13 protein-coding genes are annotated in these 16422 nt (G+C 70.0%); 6 read left to right on the top strand and 7 right to left on the bottom strand.

The window, feature by feature from the left end:
* Positions 1 to 8 precede the first annotated feature (8 nt).
* From SSMG_RS28945 to SSMG_RS28960, 4 genes are all read right to left on the bottom strand, one after another.
* Positions 9 to 1010, bottom strand: a complete 1002-nt coding sequence (locus SSMG_RS28945) for an amidohydrolase family protein (protein WP_009081890.1) — start codon at positions 1008 to 1010, stop codon at positions 9 to 11.
* A gap of 18 nt (positions 1011 to 1028) precedes the next feature.
* Positions 1029 to 2483 carry a 4-hydroxyphenylacetate 3-hydroxylase family protein gene (locus SSMG_RS28950; protein ID WP_009081891.1) on the bottom strand — a complete coding sequence of 485 codons (1455 nt, stop codon included), beginning with the start codon at positions 2481 to 2483 and terminating at the stop codon, positions 1029 to 1031.
* 151 nt (positions 2484 to 2634) lie between these two features.
* Positions 2635 to 4083 (bottom strand): aldehyde dehydrogenase family protein, encoded by a 1449-nt coding sequence (locus tag SSMG_RS28955; protein ID WP_009081893.1) that lies wholly within the window; start codon positions 4081 to 4083, stop codon positions 2635 to 2637.
* A gap of 137 nt (positions 4084 to 4220) precedes the next feature.
* Positions 4221 to 5840, bottom strand: a complete 1620-nt coding sequence (locus SSMG_RS28960; RefSeq protein ID WP_009081895.1) for a thiamine pyrophosphate-binding protein — start codon at positions 5838 to 5840, stop codon at positions 4221 to 4223.
* A gap of 158 nt (positions 5841 to 5998) precedes the next feature.
* Between SSMG_RS28960 and SSMG_RS28965 the strand changes: the two genes are divergently transcribed.
* Positions 5999 to 6907, top strand: coding sequence for an SAM-dependent methyltransferase (locus tag SSMG_RS28965; RefSeq protein WP_009081897.1), 909 nt, complete (start codon positions 5999 to 6001; stop codon positions 6905 to 6907).
* A gap of 220 nt (positions 6908 to 7127) precedes the next feature.
* Positions 7128 to 8816, top strand: coding sequence for a bifunctional diguanylate cyclase/phosphodiesterase (locus SSMG_RS28970; protein WP_037715181.1), 1689 nt, complete (start codon positions 7128 to 7130; stop codon positions 8814 to 8816).
* A 248-nt stretch (positions 8817 to 9064) separates the two neighbouring features.
* On the opposite strand, the gene SSMG_RS28975 is transcribed toward SSMG_RS28970, so the two are convergent.
* Positions 9065 to 9586 (bottom strand): phosphoribosyltransferase family protein, encoded by a 522-nt coding sequence (locus SSMG_RS28975; RefSeq protein WP_037715183.1) that lies wholly within the window; start codon positions 9584 to 9586, stop codon positions 9065 to 9067.
* 48 nt (positions 9587 to 9634) lie between these two features.
* On the bottom strand, positions 9635 to 10033 hold the full coding sequence (locus SSMG_RS28980) for a VOC family protein (protein WP_009081903.1): 399 nt from the start codon (positions 10031 to 10033) through the stop codon (positions 9635 to 9637).
* An 84-nt stretch (positions 10034 to 10117) separates the two neighbouring features.
* Between SSMG_RS28980 and SSMG_RS28985 the strand changes: the two genes are divergently transcribed.
* Entirely contained in the window at positions 10118 to 11116 is a 999-nt protein-coding gene (locus SSMG_RS28985) for a YafY family protein (protein ID WP_009081904.1), read from the top strand.
* Between the two features lie 11 nt (positions 11117 to 11127).
* Here the strand turns inward: SSMG_RS28985 and SSMG_RS28990 are convergent, their stop codons facing one another.
* Positions 11128 to 11547, bottom strand: coding sequence for a MarR family winged helix-turn-helix transcriptional regulator (locus tag SSMG_RS28990; RefSeq protein ID WP_009081906.1), 420 nt, complete (start codon positions 11545 to 11547; stop codon positions 11128 to 11130).
* A gap of 66 nt (positions 11548 to 11613) precedes the next feature.
* Here SSMG_RS28990 and SSMG_RS28995 point away from each other — a divergent pair, with 66 nt between their 5' ends.
* From SSMG_RS28995 to SSMG_RS29005, 3 genes are all read left to right on the top strand, one after another.
* Entirely contained in the window at positions 11614 to 12375 is a 762-nt protein-coding gene (locus SSMG_RS28995) for an alpha/beta fold hydrolase (RefSeq protein WP_037715186.1), read from the top strand.
* Between the two features lie 258 nt (positions 12376 to 12633).
* Complete coding sequence (locus tag SSMG_RS29000; protein ID WP_009081910.1) at positions 12634 to 14712, top strand: hydantoinase/oxoprolinase family protein; 2079 nt, start codon at positions 12634 to 12636, stop codon at positions 14710 to 14712.
* Positions 14709 to 16421 carry a hydantoinase B/oxoprolinase family protein gene (locus tag SSMG_RS29005; protein ID WP_009081911.1) on the top strand — a complete coding sequence of 571 codons (1713 nt, stop codon included), beginning with the start codon at positions 14709 to 14711 and terminating at the stop codon, positions 16419 to 16421. The genes SSMG_RS29000 and SSMG_RS29005 overlap by 4 nt, the downstream gene beginning before the upstream one ends.
* The last annotated feature ends 1 nt before the right edge of the window (position 16422 follow it).

Below are 16422 nucleotides of genomic sequence, written 5' to 3' on the forward strand. Positions count from 1 at the left end.
CCTTCCCCTCAGAGCCGGAAGAGCGCGCGGGCGTTGTTCTCGAGGACGTCGGCGCGCTCCTTTTCGCCGAGCCAGGCGATGTCGTCGATGAGCAGATGGATGTCGTCGAACCAACGGCCAGTGTCCGGGTCGAGCTGCGAGCCGGTGCCCGGTTTCTCCGAGCCGAACAGCACCCGGTCGGTGCCGACGACCTTCATCAGCAGCTCCAGGCTGTCCCGCGTGTACAGGCACGAGTCGAAGTGCAGCCGGCGCAGTTTGTCCAGATAGGACACTCCGGTGCGCACCACCGACGGCAGGAACCGGCCGACCTGGTACGGAATCGCGCCGCCGCCGTGCGAGACGATCACCTTGAGCTCCGGGAAATCCTTCAGCACGGTCGAGTTGACGAGGCTCCACACCGCGATGGTTTCTTCCTGGATGAAGTGCAGGCTGTACGGCTCGCGCGCGGGCGGCTTGCATCCGGCCGCGTGCAGCAGCACCGGCACGTCGAGTTCGCACAGCACCTCGTACACCGGGTACCAGTACCGGTCGCCGAGAGCGAGCGGGGTTTCCGTGCCCTCGTGCGGATCGGTGTTGAGCATCGCGCCGACGAAGCCGAGTTCGGTGACCGCGCGGCGCAGTTCGGCGGTCCAGTCCCGCGGCGTCAGGTCCGGGCTCTGCGGGAGTCCGGCGACGCCCTTGAACCGGCCGGGGAACAGTTCGGTCGCGCGGTGGATGAGGTTGTTGGTCTCCTCGGTGAACCACTGCACGAGCTTGGCCGGACGTTCGCTGTGCATCATCTGGAACGGGCGGGGCGAGATCATCTGCAGGTCGATCCCGGCGCCGTCGAGGTGCGCCAGATGGGAGATGTCGCCGAAGCTCGGGTGCGGATGGCGGTACGCGGCGGCGAGCGCGTCGTCGCTGATGGCCGGGGATTTGCCGCCGTGCGCGCCGCGGTGGGACAGCAGCGAGGCTTTCCAGGCGTAGTAGGCGTCCGGCGCGGACATGTGGCCGTGGACGTCGATGATCACGGGATGCTCCTTGCGGTCTCAGCCGAGCGGCTTGCTGATGAGTTCGTCGACGCGCGCGTCCGTCGCCGACGTGTCGTAGAAGCGCAGCAGCCGGGTGCGGCCCGCGCCGGGGTCGCCGCGGTGCAGGTACTCGTACAGTTCCTGGCGCATCCCGAAACTCGAGCCGGCGAGTTCCCAGCCGAGGCGGAACAGCCGCGCCTTCTCCGCCGCTCCGATGTCGTGGCCGCGCATGTAGAGGTCCAGGAACGGGCGCAGCTCCGGGTTCGCCAGGTCGGCTTCGGTCGGCTGCATGATGAGGCCGGAAGCGGCGACCTGGCGCAAGATCTGAACCATCCGCGCTGAGATGTCAGCCGACCAGAAGCCGACGCCGTTGGTATTGCCCGGCGCGAGGTGCCCGCCCGGCGTCACGACCGCGTCGGCCTCGGCGCCCTTGATCGCCAGTTCGAGCGTCTGGACGTAGGAGATGAGTTCGCCGAGCTGTTCCTGGATGCCCCGGAACGTGTCCACGCCGATGGAGTGCGCGAGCTTCTTCGCGACCGAGGTGAAGAACTTCATCCGGGCGAGGAAGCGGATGTGCGTGCTCTGCAGGCTCCAGACGTTGATCCGGCCGAGGCCCTTGAGCGCGCGCAGGGAGTCGCCGAGCAGGAAGATCCGTTCGCGCGGCAGGAAAACGTCGTCGAAGAACAGCATCGCGTCCTGCTCGTCGTACCGGTTGCCGAGCGGATGCGAGTGGCCGCTCTCCGGCGCGCCGAGCGGTTCGCGCAGCAGGATCTTCAGGCCCGGCGCGTTCATCGGCAGCGCGAACCAGATGACGAAGTCCTCCGCGCCGCGCGCCGCGGTGACGCCGTTGAGATATACCAGCACCTCGTGCGAGAACGGCGCGAGCGTGGCGAGTTGCTTCGCGCCGCGCAGGACGACGCCGTCCTCGCGCTCCTCGACGACCCGCAGGGCGAGGTCCGGGTCGTCGAGCGGGCTGGCGCTGCGGTCGATCTGCGGGTCGCCGAGCGCGTGGGTCAGGACGAGGTCGTGCTCCATCGCGAACCGGCGGTAATCGCGCGCGTTCCGGCCGAACCCTTCGCGGTTCTGTTCGAGTTCGTCGGCGTAATCCGCGAGTCCCGCGACCACATTCGACATGAAGTCGGGCGAACGGCCGAGCTGCCCGAGGCTTTCCCGCATCCACCATTCCGACGCGGCGAATTTGGCGCGCAATTCCTCCGGGGTCTTCGGCAGCGAAAACGCGTAGCTGACCTCGTTGCCGGTCTCCTCGGACTTGAACAGGGTCGCCGCCCGCCCCTCGGGGGTGGCGAACCGCAGGTCCAGCAGCCGGGCGAACTCGTCGACGGTCGGCTTGAGCGCGGGGTGTTCCGCGACGTTCCCGATCCGCTTGCCGTCGAGCCAGACCTCGCGGCCGTCGTCGAGGCTCTTTTTGTACTGCTCGCCGGTCAGCGCCCCGGTGGCACCGGAAATGTCCATGTACTCCGACTCCTTTGTCTGTGACGGGCCCGCACCGGGCGACGATTCGAAGCTACGGAAATCGCCGCGCCGGCGAATCGGTCCGCTGCGGGAATCTCCGCCGCGGGCGTCCGACACCGTGTAGGAAAGTCCGACGCGGTGTCGGAAACGCTCAGGACTGGACGGTCGGAACCGTCACCCACTGCCAGTAGGTGAACTCGTCCAGGTTCCAGTGCCCGCCGTGCCGTCCGCCGTTGCCGGACGCGCCGAGACCGCCCATCGGGATGTGCGCCGCGTCGTAGATGGTCTGGCCGTTGAGCGCGACCATCCCGGCGCGCAACCGGGACGCGAAGCCGAGGGCACGCGCGACGTCGCGGCTGTGGATCGCCGCGGACAGGCCGTATTCGGTCGCGTTGGCGAGTTCGAGTGCTTCTTCTTCGGTCGAGAAGCGGGTTACCGGCGCGACCGGGCCGAAGATCTCACTGCGGAAAGCTGCGTTGTCAGCTGTTACGCCGTCCAGGACAGTGGGTTGGTAGAACGCGCCGTCGTGCGTGGCCCCGTGCACGACCCGCGCGCCGTCGGCGACCGCGGCCTCGACGATGCCGTGCACCCGCTCGGCCTGCGCGGTCGTGATCAGCGGGCCGAGCGTTGTCCCGGGTGTCTTCGGGTCGCCGAGCCGCAGTTTCTCCGCCGCTGCTGTGAGCCGTGCGACATATTCGTCGGCGATGCTTTCGTGCACGAGATGCCGTCCGGTGGCCATGCAGATCTGGCCTTGGTGCCGGAAAGTCCCGGCGGCGCCACCGGCCGCGGCGCGGTCGAGATCCGCGTCGGCCAGCACGATGAACGCGTTGTTGCCGCCGAGTTCGAGCACTACCCGCTTGAGCAGGCCGCCCGCGATCTCGCCGACCCGGCGCCCCGCGGCGGACGAGCCGGTGAACGAGATCGCGTTCGTGTGCGGCGAACGCACCACCGCCTCGCCGGTCGCCGCACCGCCCGGGAGGACGTGCAGCACGCCGTCGGGCAGACCGGCTTGCTCGAAGATGTGCGCGAGCACCGCGCCGCCGGAGAAAGCGGTCTTCACGTCCGGTTTGACCAGCACCGCGTTGCCCAGCGCGAGTGCCGGGGCGACCGAGCGCACGGCGAGCATGAGCGGCGCGTTCCAGGGTGCGATCACCCCGACGACGCCGACCGGGATCCGCCGGGCCAGACCCAGCGTCGCCGGGTCTTCCACCGGGAGAAGGTCGCCCTGCGACATCGTGACCAGCCCGGCCGCGGCGATCAGTTCGTCGATCGCTTTGTCGACCTCGTGCTTCGCCTTCGCGGGCAGCGAACCGCTTTCGCGGACGAGGACGTCCTCGACGTCGGTGCGGATGTCGCGCAACGCGTCCGCGGCTCGCGTAAGGACGTCGGCCCGGGTCCGGTACGACGCTCGGCTCCATCCGGCCTGCGCCTGTGCGGCGCGGGCTCCGGCCCGTTCGACGTCGTGCTGGTCAGCGAGGCCGGCCAGGCCCACTTTCCCGCCGTCGCCCGGGGAGACGACCGGTTCCGTGCCTCCCCCTCCGGTACGCCAACCGCCGGAGTAGAGATGCCCGTCTGCCTCGCTGAGATCCCACCGGGCCATCGTCGTCGCCTGCCAATCCTGGTGCGGGTGCGGAGATCGCCGCGATGCTAGGTCGGCGCGAGCCCTCGCTTCATCGCCTCGGCGACGCAAATCCCGCGCCCGCGACCCGACACGGTGTCGGAATCAGACGGTCGGAATCACTGCCACAGCTGGTCATTCACGCGGACCTCGATCAGCCGCGGGCCGTCCTCCGGGCCGGGGTCCTCGGCGAGTGCGGCCCGCAGCCCGTCGGCGTCGTCGACCGTCAACGCCTTGATGCCGAACGCTTGCGCCAACGTTGATATCTCAACGCCACTGATGTCCGTGAGCGGATACTCCGCCCGCTCGCCTCCGCTCTTCCGCAGACCGGCGACGACGGCTTGGTACTTCCCGTTGTTCACCACGAGATATGTCACCGGCAGCCGGTGGCGTACCACGGTCCAGAACGCGGGCACCCCGAACTGGACCACGCCGTCGCCGACCACCGCGAGCACCCGCTCGCGCCGCGCCATCGCAACGCCTGCCGCGGCGCCCATTCCCCAGCCAAGGGAACCGCTTGCCGTGGCGAACAGCGAATCCGCCCGCGTGCGCTGGAGAAAACGCAGCAACGGCAGGGTCGAGGTGACCGCGTCGAGGACCAGCAGACGCTTGCCGCCGATGACGTCCGCAACGGTGCGCATCGCCACCGCGGCACTGAACTCCCCGTCCACCGGGACTTCGGCCTCCCAGCGGGAGCGTCGGTCCTCGCTGTCCTTGCGCACTCGGGCAAGCCACTCGCTCCGCGAAGGCGCGCACTCCGGGCGAACCCCTTCGGCTAGTCCGCGAAGCACCGCCGCGGTGTCGCCGACGACAGCTCCGGCTGGGACATAGCGGCGGCCGGGCTCGGCAGCGTCCTCGGAGAGATGCAGGATCGGGACGCCGGGCGGGAGCGCCGCGACCTCGGCCGAGAACTCCAACGGCGTCGGCATGCCCGCGAGCACCAGCAAGTCGGCTTCGGCCAGCAACGGCGCGCGGGGCTCGAACAGTCCGGCGTAGAGCGGATGATCCGTGCGGAACGACCAGCGTTCGAGGTCGCGCCGGGACTCCACGAACACCGGCGCGCCGAGCCGTTCCGCCAGCCGGGCCAAGTCCGCCTCGGCTCGGCGGCGGGCGACGTCCGACCCCGCGACCACGACCGGCCGCCGTGCCGCGTCGAGCAGCGCGCTCGCGTGCCGAACCGCCTCCGCCGCCGGACCTTGCCGGGCGCCCCAGCGGACCGGAGGCGCGACCCCGGGTTCCGCGACCAGATGGTCCTGCGGGATCGCGAGAATCGCCGGTTGCTCCGGAACGACCGTGGTATGCCACAGCGTCCGGCTGAGATCTTCCAGCAGGTCCTCGGCGCGGAGGTTCTGCCAGGCGTGGCCGACGTACGGTGCGGCCGTTTCGAGCAGACGCGGCGAAGTCGTCAACGCGCGGTGCGGAAGCGTCGCAGTTCCCTTGATTCCTGCGAGGATCGCGACGCTGCTGCGCGCGACCTGCGCCGCGTACAGATGCGCCAAACCATTCGCGACCCCGACGTTCGTGTGCAGGTACGCAACGCCGATCCGGCCGGAGGCGCGCGCGTAGCCGTCGGCCATCGACACCGAGATCGCCTCATGGGTGGTCAGCACGAACTCGGGTGCGCCCCGGCTGGTCATCAGAGCTTCCAGCACTGGTATCTCACTGGTGCCGGGACAGCAGAAAACGTGCTCGACTCCCCACTGCGCCAAGGTTTCCAGCAACCGCGCGGCAGCCGTCATGTCGTCTCCTCACCGCCTCGACGGCCCCGCACGTTACGCAGCACGGCGGGCCGGACGCTCCGACGCGGTGCCGGAAGAAACCTGGCGAACTGTGCGACACGGTGTCGAGATCGGAGTAGGTTGCGGTCTCGGCACCCGGCGAAAGACGAGGCGGCACAATGACTTCTGCCCGGCACGACGGAGACACCTGGGACCTGGCGTCCAGTGTCGGCGCGACCGCGACGATGGCCGCGGCGGCGCGGGCGATCGCGACCCGCGAGGACGGCACGCTGTTCTCCGACCGGTTCGCCGAACCGCTCGTCCAGGCGGTCGGCGTCGACCTGCTCGCCAAACTGGCGTCCGGGGAGACCGCGTCGGGCACCCTCGTCGGGCAGGTCTGGGTCGACGCGGCCAAGATCCGCGGCAAGTTCTACGACGAGTTCTTCCTCGACGCGGCCGCCGCGGGCATTGCCCAGGCCGTGATCCTGGCGTCCGGTTTGGACTCCCGCTCCTACCGGCTGCCCTGGCCGGACGGAACCGTCGTGTACGAGATCGACCAGGAACCGGTGGTCGAGTTCAAGGCCCGCACCCTGGCCGAACTGGGCGCCGAACCCACCGCCGACCGGCGGCCGGTCGCCGTCGACCTGCGCGAAGACTGGCCCGCCGCCCTGCGTGCCGCCGGTTTCGACCCGGCGCGGCCGACCGCGTGGAGCGCCGAGGGCCTGCTGGGATATCTGCCGCCCGAAGCGCAAGATCGATTGCTGGACACCATCACCGAACTCAGCGCGCCGGGCAGCCGCGTCGCCACCGAAAACCGGCCCAACCCGCGCCCCGGCGAAGAGGACAAGACGAAGGAACGCCTGGACCGCATCTCTGCGCAATGGCGCGGCGAGGGTTTCGACACCGACATGACGAGGCTGCGCTACTTCGGCGAGCGCAACGAAGCGGCTCCCTATCTGGAGGGGCTCGGCTGGGCGGTGCGAGGAAGCACGGTCCGGGAACTGCTCGCGGCCAACGGCCTGCCTCCGCTGCGGGACGACGATCTGCGCGTGGGCGACCTGCGGTACATCAGCGGCGTATTGGCGTAGCGCATCGCCCGTGGCCGAGCCATCACACCTGGTCACGCATGCTGCGTAGCCGAATTGTGATGGTCCTCACGGGCCATACCGACGGTTTGCTCCCGTATCGCGCGAATCCCGAGCACAGCCAACGATCCCGAGAAGTTTTCCGGTTCGAGCGCCGACCGGGCAGGTCAACGGGAGATAACGGTTTCATGGAGATCCGTGCGTTCCGAGCGAGGATCTGCGTGTGCTCGCCCCCGCCGACCAGGTCCGTTTCGCCTTCGAGCCGCTGTACAGCCTCTACAGCGGCTCGGCTGTCGCAGTCGAAGCGGTCGGGCATCCGGCGGCCGGCTGGGTCCAGGATCTCCTCGACGCGGCGGGCGACCACGCCCAGCTGATCGAAGCCGACCTCGACCTCGCGGCGCGCGCGGCCGCGGCGGTCGGGCCAACCGCCGCCGGGGTATCGCTGCACCTCAACCTGAGCGCCAGCACCGCCGGCGCGCCCGCCGAACGGTTCATCCCGCTGCTCCAGACCTTGGAACGCACGGGCCGCCGTCCCGCCGACGTCGTCCTGGAAGTCACCGCGCCGCTCGCCGCCCCGAATCCGGGAACCCTGCTGCGGGGCCTGCACCGGCTCCGCGACCTCGGCTTCCGCCTGGCCTTCGACCGGCTCGGCGCGGCGGGCCTGCCGATGAACCTGCTGGCCGAAGCGCCGATCGAGATGATCAAACTGGACCGCGCGACGCTGCGCCGGCTCCCGGCGAACGCGGCGACCGTCGCGCTTGTCGAGGCGCTGGTCCAGTTCGCCGCGCAAACCGACCTGCGGCTCGTCGCGACGGGGATCGAGAACGACGCGGAACTCGACGTCGCAAGGCGCTCCGGAATCCGGCTGGTGCAAGGGAATCTGTTCGCCACCGCCGCCCCGGAGCGGGTGCTGCCCACCGCCGAACGCGGCGACCAGCCGGGCACCATGGTGGTCTCGCCCTCCGCCGGGCTGCGGATCCCCGAGTTCCTCCGCCAGGCGAAAACCCTGCCGGACGACGCGACGTGCGACGACGTCCACGCGATCCTGTCCGCCGAGCACGCGCCGAAGGCCATCGTCGGGCTCGACCAGCAGGCGCGTCCACAGTGGACGATCGACCGGATGCGGTTCCTGCTCGCGGTGACCGGCCGGTACGGGCACGCGCTGTACTCCGGGAAACCCGCCGCGAAACTGGCCGGCCCGCCGCGGCTGGTCCGGATCGACACCGGCACCCGCGAACTGCTCGAACTCATCGCCGACGGCGGGGCCGAGCACAGCGGCGACGACCTCGTGGTGACCGACGCGTCCGGCCGGTACCAGGGCGTGGTGCGGCCGAACGAGGTGATGCGCCGGATGGCCGCGGTGAAGGTCGAGGCCGCGGTCGCGCTCAACCCGCTCACCCGGCTGCCCGGCAGCGACGCGATCGCCCAGGACGTCGCCCGCCGCGCCGGCGCCGGACGGCCGTTTGTCGTGGCCTGGCTGGACATCGATCATTTCAAGCGGCTCAACGACACCGCCGGGTTCGCCGCGGGCGACGACCTGATCCGCGCCATCGGCCGAGCCCTGACCGACCACGCCCGGCGACTCGGCGACGTCACGGTCGGCCACGTAGGCGGCGACGATTTCCTGGTCGTGTGCGGGGTCGAGGACATCACGTCCCTCGCCGACGCGGTCCTCGGCCACGACTGGTCCGCCGACGGGGTGCCGGTCACGCTCTCCCTGGCGAGCCTGGTCCAGACCGGTTCCGGGTCGTACCGGGAAAGCGCGCGGTTGCTGGCGCCGCTGAAGAAGCAGGCGAAGGGGATCCGCGGATCGAGCTGGGTCAACAGCTGGCCGGGGGCCGGGCGGGCGCAGATTCTCCGTGGCGGCAAGGAGCTGAACGGGCGCGCTCCGATGTTGCTTTCCCAGCAATAGCTGAGCCTGGCGCACTCGCTTCCGCGTCGGCAATCCACCGGGTCGGCCAGCAACGCGTGTGCCCGGGTCGGAGCCGTTTCGCCGGGCCGAGTTGATTGACCAGCACCGCGCGGCCGACCAGCTCCGCGGCATCAGCAATCCGGCAACCCCTCCGCAGCCAGCAACCCATGCATCCGCCCGACCCCGTGGCCCGTTTCACCGGATCGAACCGGTCGACCAGCACCGTGCGGCCGACCAGCTCCGCGGCATCAGCAATCCGGCAATTCCTCCGCAGCCAGCAACCCATGCACCCGCCCGACCCGGGCCCGTTTCGCCGGGTCCAACTGGTCGACCACCACCGCGCAACCGACCAGCTCCGTGCCCGCCCCGGTCACCAAATCGCGTACGGCCAGCGCCTGGCTGCCCGTCTCGATCCAGTCGTCCACCAGCAGCACCCGGTCGCCGGGCGAGAGCGCCGACCGCTGCATCCGGAGGACGTGCCGGAAACCCCGGTAGTCCGGGTCCGTTTCGCGGGTCAGCTTCTCGCCGGGGAACAGCCCGGCGGCCTTCCGGACCGCGGCGAATCCGACGCCCAGTTCCAGCGCGACGGCCCCGCCGAGCAGGAAACCCCGCGATTCGATCCCGCACACCGCGGTCACGCCCGCGTCCCGGAACGGCTCGGCCAGCGCCTTGACCACCTCGGCGAACGCCGCGCCGTCCCGGAAAACCGGCCAGAGATCGGCGTGTCCGTCGGCCCAGCGGAACCGCTCCAGCAGAAGTGCGCGTGTCATGCGGTGATCCTCGCCGGTCACCGGGCGGTCCGGCCAGGCGTTTTCCGATCACCTCGCGAGCCGGGCGCGCGCCTCCTCGGTCTGCGGCGCGAACAGGTTCACCAGGTTGCCGTCCGGGTCGCGGAACAGCAGCGAACGGTTGCCCCACGGCATCGTCGTGGGTTCCTGCACGACCTCGGCGAGCAGCGGGCGGAGCCGCGCGAACTCGTGGTCCACGTCCTCGACCAGGAATTCCAGGATGACGGTCCGGTTCTCCTCCGGCACCGCCGCACCCGCGCTGAACAGCGCCATCGTCTCGGCGCTGCCGATCGCCAGCGTCGCCGTCGCGCCGACGAACTCGGCGAACTGCTTCGCCGGCCGGCTCGCCACGAGGCCGGTGACCTGCTCGTAGAAGGACGTCAGACGGTCGACGTCGCTGGTGATGATTCGGACGGAAGTCAACTGCACGGCCAGGTTCCTCTCTCGTTGCCTGGTGGCCACGCTAGGAGCAATAGTGGACAGGATCCGCCCGGTATTGCGAGAATTCTCCGCATGACCCGGCCGATCGCCCGCGTGCTGGCGCTGCTGGAGATCCTCCAGAGCGGCGGCACCCGGACCGTCGCCGAACTCGCCGAGCGACTGGACGTGGACGAACGCACCGTCCGCCGGTATGTCGAACACCTGCTTGACCTGGACATTCCGGTCCGCTCCGTGCGCGGGCGCTACGGCGGGTACCGGCTCGCGCCGGGCTACCGGATGCCGCCGCTGATGCTCACCGACGAGGAAGCTCTCGCGGTCCTGCTCGGACTGGTCGCGGGACGGCGTGCCGGGCTGGTCACCACGTCGGTCGCGGCCGCGGAAAGCGCGGTCGCGAAGGTCCGCCGGGTGCTGCCCGAGGCGCTGGGCCGTCGGCTCGACGCGTTGCTGCAGGTCGCCGACTTCACCGCACCCGCCCGCACATCGCTCACCGCCGAGGCGGAGGTACTTCTCGCAGTCGCCGAGGCAGCGCGCGACCAGCGTCCGGTCAAGCTCGCCTACACCGCGGCGCACGGCCGAGGCAGCGAACGCGTCGTCGAGCCGTACGGTGTCGTGGCACATTCCGGCCGTTGGTATCTCACCGGCTTCGACTCAAGTGCCGGACAGGTGCGCACGTTCCGCGTCGACCGGATCGAGCGGGCCGAACCGCAGGCCGGAACCTTCAGCGCCCCAACGGATTTCGACCCGACCCACCAGGTGCTCACCGGCATCGCCCAAGCACCGCACCGGCACGACGTAGCAGTGCGGATCCGCGCGACCGCCGAGGAGATCCGCGCGGTGTTCCCGCCGTCCATCGCCATCCTCGAAGCGGACGACCCGTGGACCCGCGCACGCATCCGAGCCGAACGCCTCGACTGGATCCCGCCTCGGCTCGCCGCCCTCGACCGGGCGTTCGTGATCGAGCAACCGGACGCGCTCCAAGACCAGATGCGCGCGTTCGCCGACCGGCTGGCCGGTTACGCCCGGGCCGGCTCGGGCGCGGCTTCCGGAAGCGCACCCGCCTCGACGAGTTGAGCCCGCACCGGTTACGCCGGCTCGGATTCCAGTGCGACGTCCAGCAACGCACCCAGCTCATTGAGCTGCGCCGCCGAAAGCCCGCTGAACGACTTCTTCACCACGACGTCCACGAGTTCCTGCCCCGTCGCCCGCAGCTCCGCGCCCTTCTCCGTCAGCCGGTGCCGCACCGCCCGGCCCGGTCCGGGCACGCGCTCGATCAGGCCGCGATCGACCATCCGCGCGGCCAGCGTCCCGAAGGACTGGTCGGTCTGGAAGGTCAGCACGGCGAGGTCGTGCAGCGACGCCTCCGGGTGATTGTCCAAGTGCCGCAACGTATCCCACTGCACCAGCGACAGCCCCAACGGCTGCAATGCCTGGCTCAGCGCGCGGTGGTGGCGATGCTGCAGGCGCTTGACGGCCAGTGCGACGTCGGCGTGGCGGTACTTCATGGCCGGGAGCCTACCCCGTTCCAAGACAGGTTGCTTATCTCAACATCCTTATCTAAGGTTCCTGATATGACTTCCTCCCAGACCCTCCAGTTCCGCTCGGCCGGACCGGTCGAGATCACCGTCCAAGACCACGACCGCACCCGGACCTTCCTGCTGCTGCACGGCGGAGGCGGCGTCGCGACGATGGCCGGTTTCGCCGACCTGCTCGCCGAACGCACCCGCTCGCGCGTCCTGCTGCCCACCCATCCCGGCTTCAACGGCACGCCGAAAGCCGCCGAACTCACCGACGTCCCCGCACTGGCCAAGGCGTACGTCGCACTGCTCGACCACCTCGACCTCTCGGACGTCACCGTGGTCGGCAACTCCTTCGGCGGCTGGCTGGCCGCGGAAATCGCGCTGCTGCACAGCCCGCGGGTCAGCCGCGCGGTGGTCGTCGACGGGATCGGCATCGAGGTCGACGGGCATCCGCTGGCCGACGTCCGCGGCAAAACCGTCGCGGAAATCCAGCAGTTCTCGTTCCACGACCCGGCCAAGGCGCCGACCCCGCCAGCAGGCAGCAGCGGTCCGAGCCCGGACGTCCTGGCCCTCGTGAGCTACACCGGCCCGGCGATGACCGACCCGACGCTTGCCGAACGCCTGAGCACAACGCAGATCCCCGTGCACGTCCTGTGGGGCGAGAGCGACCGCATCGCCGACCCGCGGTACGGCGAGGCCTACGCCGCCGCCATCCCGGGCGCGACGTTCACCGTGCTTCCCCGCACCGGACATCTGCCGCAGGTCGAAACTCCGCAGCAACTGCTCGACGCACTGCTCGCCCTCGACGCATAACCAGCTCGCCCAGCCAAGCGCTTCACCCACCAGCCGCCACCGACCACATCGGACGACCGCCAACCCTCAACCGGCCCGTTCCGCCACAAACCAGCAGGTCCACGCACCGAATCGCACGTCAAGCGGCCACCTCAGCAATACCTGCCGTCACCGTCTGATACGACCAGTTCTGGATTAAAAAATGGCAACTGCTGCTTGCTGATATCTCAACTCAGACCTACTGTGATCCCAGTCGCTCGCTGAACGAAGGAGATCGCAGTGCCTCGCAGTCACGATCCTCGACCGGCCGGCTGGCGGGTCGGCGCCGACATCGGCGGCACGTTCACCGACGTCATCGCGCTGGGCCCGGCCGGCGAGGTCGTCCCGATGAAGGTGCCGTCGACGCCGCCCGATTACGGCGCGGGCGTCGTGACGGCGACGACCGCGGTGCTGTCGTCCGCCGGAACGAAGCCGGAGTCCGTCGTCGCGATGCTGCACGGCACGACCGTCGCCACCAACGCGATCCTGTCGATGAGCGGCGTCCGGACCGCGGTGGTCACCACCCGCGGCTTCCGCGACGTACTGGAAATCGGGCGGTTGCGGCGTCCCGCGCTGTACGACCTGTCCTGGTCGAAGCCGCAACCGTTGGCGCGCCGGAGGAATCGCTACGAACTCGACCAGCGCATCACCGCCGACGGACAGCTCGCTCCCGCGACCGACGCGGACGAGGTCCGGGCGCTGGCCGAGCAGTTGCGTGTGGACGGCATCGAAGCGATCGCCGTGTGCCTGCTCAATTCCTACGTCCGGCCGGACGAGGAGCGGCGAGTCGCCGAGTTGCTGCGCGCCGAACTGCCAGGCGTCTACGTGACCGCGTCGGTCGACGTTTCCCCGCAGCCGCACGAATTCGAGCGCACCAGCACGGCGACGGTCAACGCGTACGTCGGCCCGGCGGTGCACGGTTACCTCACGCGGCTGGAAGCAGGACTGCGCGCCGAAAACGTCCAGGCGCCGCTGCTGGTCATGCAGTCCAGTGGGGGTCTGCTCGATGCCGCTTCGGTCGCGCAACGGCCGGTGCAAATCATCGAATCCGGCCCGGCCGCCGGGGTCACCGCGGTGCAGAAGCTCGCGCAGCTGATCGGTCTGTCCACAGTGGTCGCTTTCGACATGGGCGGAACCACGGCGAAGGCCTCGCTGATCGAGCACGGGGAACCGTTCGTCTCGGCGGATTACGAGGTCGGCGGCGGAATGAACGTGGCACGCGGGCTCAGTTCCGGGGCCGGTTACCCGGTGCGGGCGCCGTCGATCGACATCGCCGAGGTCGGGTCCGGCGGCGGAAGCATCATCTCCGTCGACCCGGCAGGCGCGCTCCATGTCGGACCGGCGAGCGCCGGGTCGCGGCCGGGCCCGGCCTGCTACGGCCAGGGCGGCGAACTGCCAACCCTGACGGATGCCAACGTCACGCTGGGATATCTCAGCCCACAGTCGCTGGCTGGCGGCCGCGTCGCGATTCACCCGGACCTCGCCGAAAAGGCACTGTCCACAGTGGCCGAACAGCTCGGGGATGACATCCCAGGGACCGCCCGCGGGGCATATCAGGTCGCCGTTTCTAGTATGACAACCGCGGTCAAAGCGGTGACCAGCGAGCGCGGCAGGGATCCGCGCGAGGCCACGATGGTCGCGTTCGGCGGCGCGGGCCCGCTGTACGCTGCCGCGCTGGCCCGCGAATTGGGCATCGACACCGTGCTCGTGCCGGTGCACCCCGGGCTTTTCAGCAGCCTCGGCCTGCTGGTCGCCGACACCGAACAGCACGAACTCTCGCCCTACCGCGCCGAATTCGCCGAGATACCAGCGCTGGCCGAGGAGTTCGCGAGGCTGTCCGCGAAGGTGCGGGAGGAACTCGGCGAGGATGCGGTCGTGGACCGGCTGCTGGACATGCGCTACCGCGGACAGCGCTTCGAACTGCGGATCCGCGTCCCGGACGGCGAACTCACCGAGGAACTGCTCGCCGAAACCCGCGCCCGGTTCCACGCCGAGCACAAGCGCACCTACGGCCGGGCAGGCACCGACGACCTGGTCGAGCCGGTGAACCTCCGCGTGCGCGGCAGGCAGCCCACCCCGATGTCCATTTCGGACGTACTGGCGCTCCCGGAGACGGAGACCCAGGCCCCGAAGACGCGCGAATGCCGTTTCGCCGAAACAGTTTCCGCCCCGGTGCTCACCCGGTCCGCGCTCGGCGCCGAACCGACCGCCGGGCCGATGATCATCGAGGACATGGACGCCACCACCCTCGTCCCGCCCGGCGCGCAGGCGTACCGCGACCGGTTCAACAACATCGTGATCACCTGGAGTGCCGCATGATCCGCGACGCCGTGACGTTCGAGGTCTTCCGCAACGCCGTCACCGGGATCGCCGACGAAATGGCGATCACCATCCTGCGCACCGCGCATTCGCAGCTCGTCGCGTCCAGCATGGACTTCTCCGCCGCGTTGTGCGACGCCCGCGGCCGGGTGATCGCGCAGGCCAACACGCTGCCGGTACATCTCGGGTCCATTCCGGACGCGATGGAGGCGATCTTCGCCGAGTTCGGCGATTCGGTGCGGCCTGGCGACCTCTACCTGCTCAACGACCCGTCGCTCGGCGGCATGCACCTGCCGGACATCTTCGCGGTTTCCCCAGTGTTCGCCGGGGAAACGCTGCTCGGCTTCGCGGTCACCGTCGTCAACCACACCGACGTCGGCGGCTGGGCGGCCGGGTCGATGGCAGTCCAGTCCACTAATATCTTCGCCGAGGGAATTCAGATCCCACCGGTGCGGCTGATCGACGCGGGCGCCACGAACGAAACCTTCCTGCGCGTGCTGCTGCGCAACGTCCGCGAACCGGAACTCCTGCGCGGCGACCTGGAATCCCAGCTGGCCGCCTGCCATACCGGTGCCGAAGGCCTGCGCGCCCTCGCCGAGCGGCACGGCGTCGAACGGCTGGCCGAGCTGATCGACGAACTGCTCGACTACTCCGAAACCCTCCTGCGCGCCGCGCTCGCCGAAGCCGTGCCCGGCACGTACGAGTTCACCGACCACATCGACGACGACGGACTCGGCTCCGGACCGATCCCGATCCGCGTCAAGGCGACGCTGTCGGACGCCGGGATCGAACTCGACTTCACCGGTTCCTCGCCGCAGGTCGGCTCCGCGCTCAACGCGACCGAATCGTTCACCCGCTCCGCCGCCTACGCCGCGCTGCAAGGCGTCCTCGCCTCCGACATCCCGGCGAACAGCGGGTTCTACCGGCCGTTCAGCTTCGTCATCCCGGAAGCGTCCATCCTCAATGGACAGCGCCCGGCCGCGCGCGGGGCCCGCGGGCTGGTCGGTTTCCGGATCATCGACGCGGTGCTCGGCGCGCTCGCGCCGGTGTTCCCGGACCGGGTGCCCGCCGCGGGCGAGGGCGGTCCGGACGGCATCGCGATCGGGCTCGTCGGACCGGACGGCGAATCCATGGTGCTGTGGGATCCGCTCGCCGGCGCGTGGGGCGCCCGGCCCGACCGCGACGGCGTCGACGGGATCAGCTCGCTGGGCGCGAACCTGACCAACACGCCGGTCGAGGAACTCGAACGCTCCGGCCACCTCCGCATCGACGGCTACGGCTACCTGCCCGACAGCGGCGGCGCGGGACGCTGGCGCGGCGGGCTCGCGACGTTCCGCGACATGACCCTGCTGGCCCCCGAAGCCAGCGTGCAGATCCGGTCCGACCGGCGGAAGTTCCTGCCGTACGGGCTGGACGGCGGCGCGCCGGGAACGCCGTCGCTCAACGTCCTCGACCAAGGGGGTCCGGGCGAACGCGTGCTGGAGTCCAAACCGCACTTCACCATGACCGCCGGGTCCCGGCACCGGCACGTGACCGCGGGCGGGGGCGGGCACGGACACCCGTTCGGCCGCGAACCGGAACGGGTGCTCGAAGACGTCCTGGACGGCAAGGTCACCCGCGAAGGGGCCGCCCGGGACTACGGCGTCGTCATCGACGACGGGGGGATCGACCTGGCCGCCACCGCTGCTGTACGCGGCGGGACGCGCTGAC

This window comes from Streptomyces sp. AA4 (assembly GCF_000158875.1).
GTDB lineage: Bacteria > Actinomycetota > Actinomycetes > Mycobacteriales > Pseudonocardiaceae > Amycolatopsis.

Coding starts and splice junctions, on each gene's coding strand:
- SSMG_RS28985 (WP_009081904.1), top strand. CDS start 10,118: ATGACCCGGCCGATCGCCCGCGTGCTGGCGCTGCTGGAGATCCTCCAG.
- SSMG_RS28960 (WP_009081895.1), bottom strand. CDS start 5,840: ATGACGGCTGCCGCGCGGTTGCTGGAAACCTTGGCGCAGTGGGGAGTC.
- SSMG_RS28965 (WP_009081897.1), top strand. CDS start 5,999: ATGACTTCTGCCCGGCACGACGGAGACACCTGGGACCTGGCGTCCAGT.
- SSMG_RS28990 (WP_009081906.1), bottom strand. CDS start 11,547: ATGAAGTACCGCCACGCCGACGTCGCACTGGCCGTCAAGCGCCTGCAG.
- SSMG_RS28995 (WP_037715186.1), top strand. CDS start 11,614: ATGACTTCCTCCCAGACCCTCCAGTTCCGCTCGGCCGGACCGGTCGAG.
- SSMG_RS28950 (WP_009081891.1), bottom strand. CDS start 2,483: ATGGACATTTCCGGTGCCACCGGGGCGCTGACCGGCGAGCAGTACAAA.
- SSMG_RS29005 (WP_009081911.1), top strand. CDS start 14,709: ATGATCCGCGACGCCGTGACGTTCGAGGTCTTCCGCAACGCCGTCACC.
- SSMG_RS28975 (WP_037715183.1), bottom strand. CDS start 9,586: ATGACACGCGCACTTCTGCTGGAGCGGTTCCGCTGGGCCGACGGACAC.
- SSMG_RS28955 (WP_009081893.1), bottom strand. CDS start 4,083: ATGGCCCGGTGGGATCTCAGCGAGGCAGACGGGCATCTCTACTCCGGC.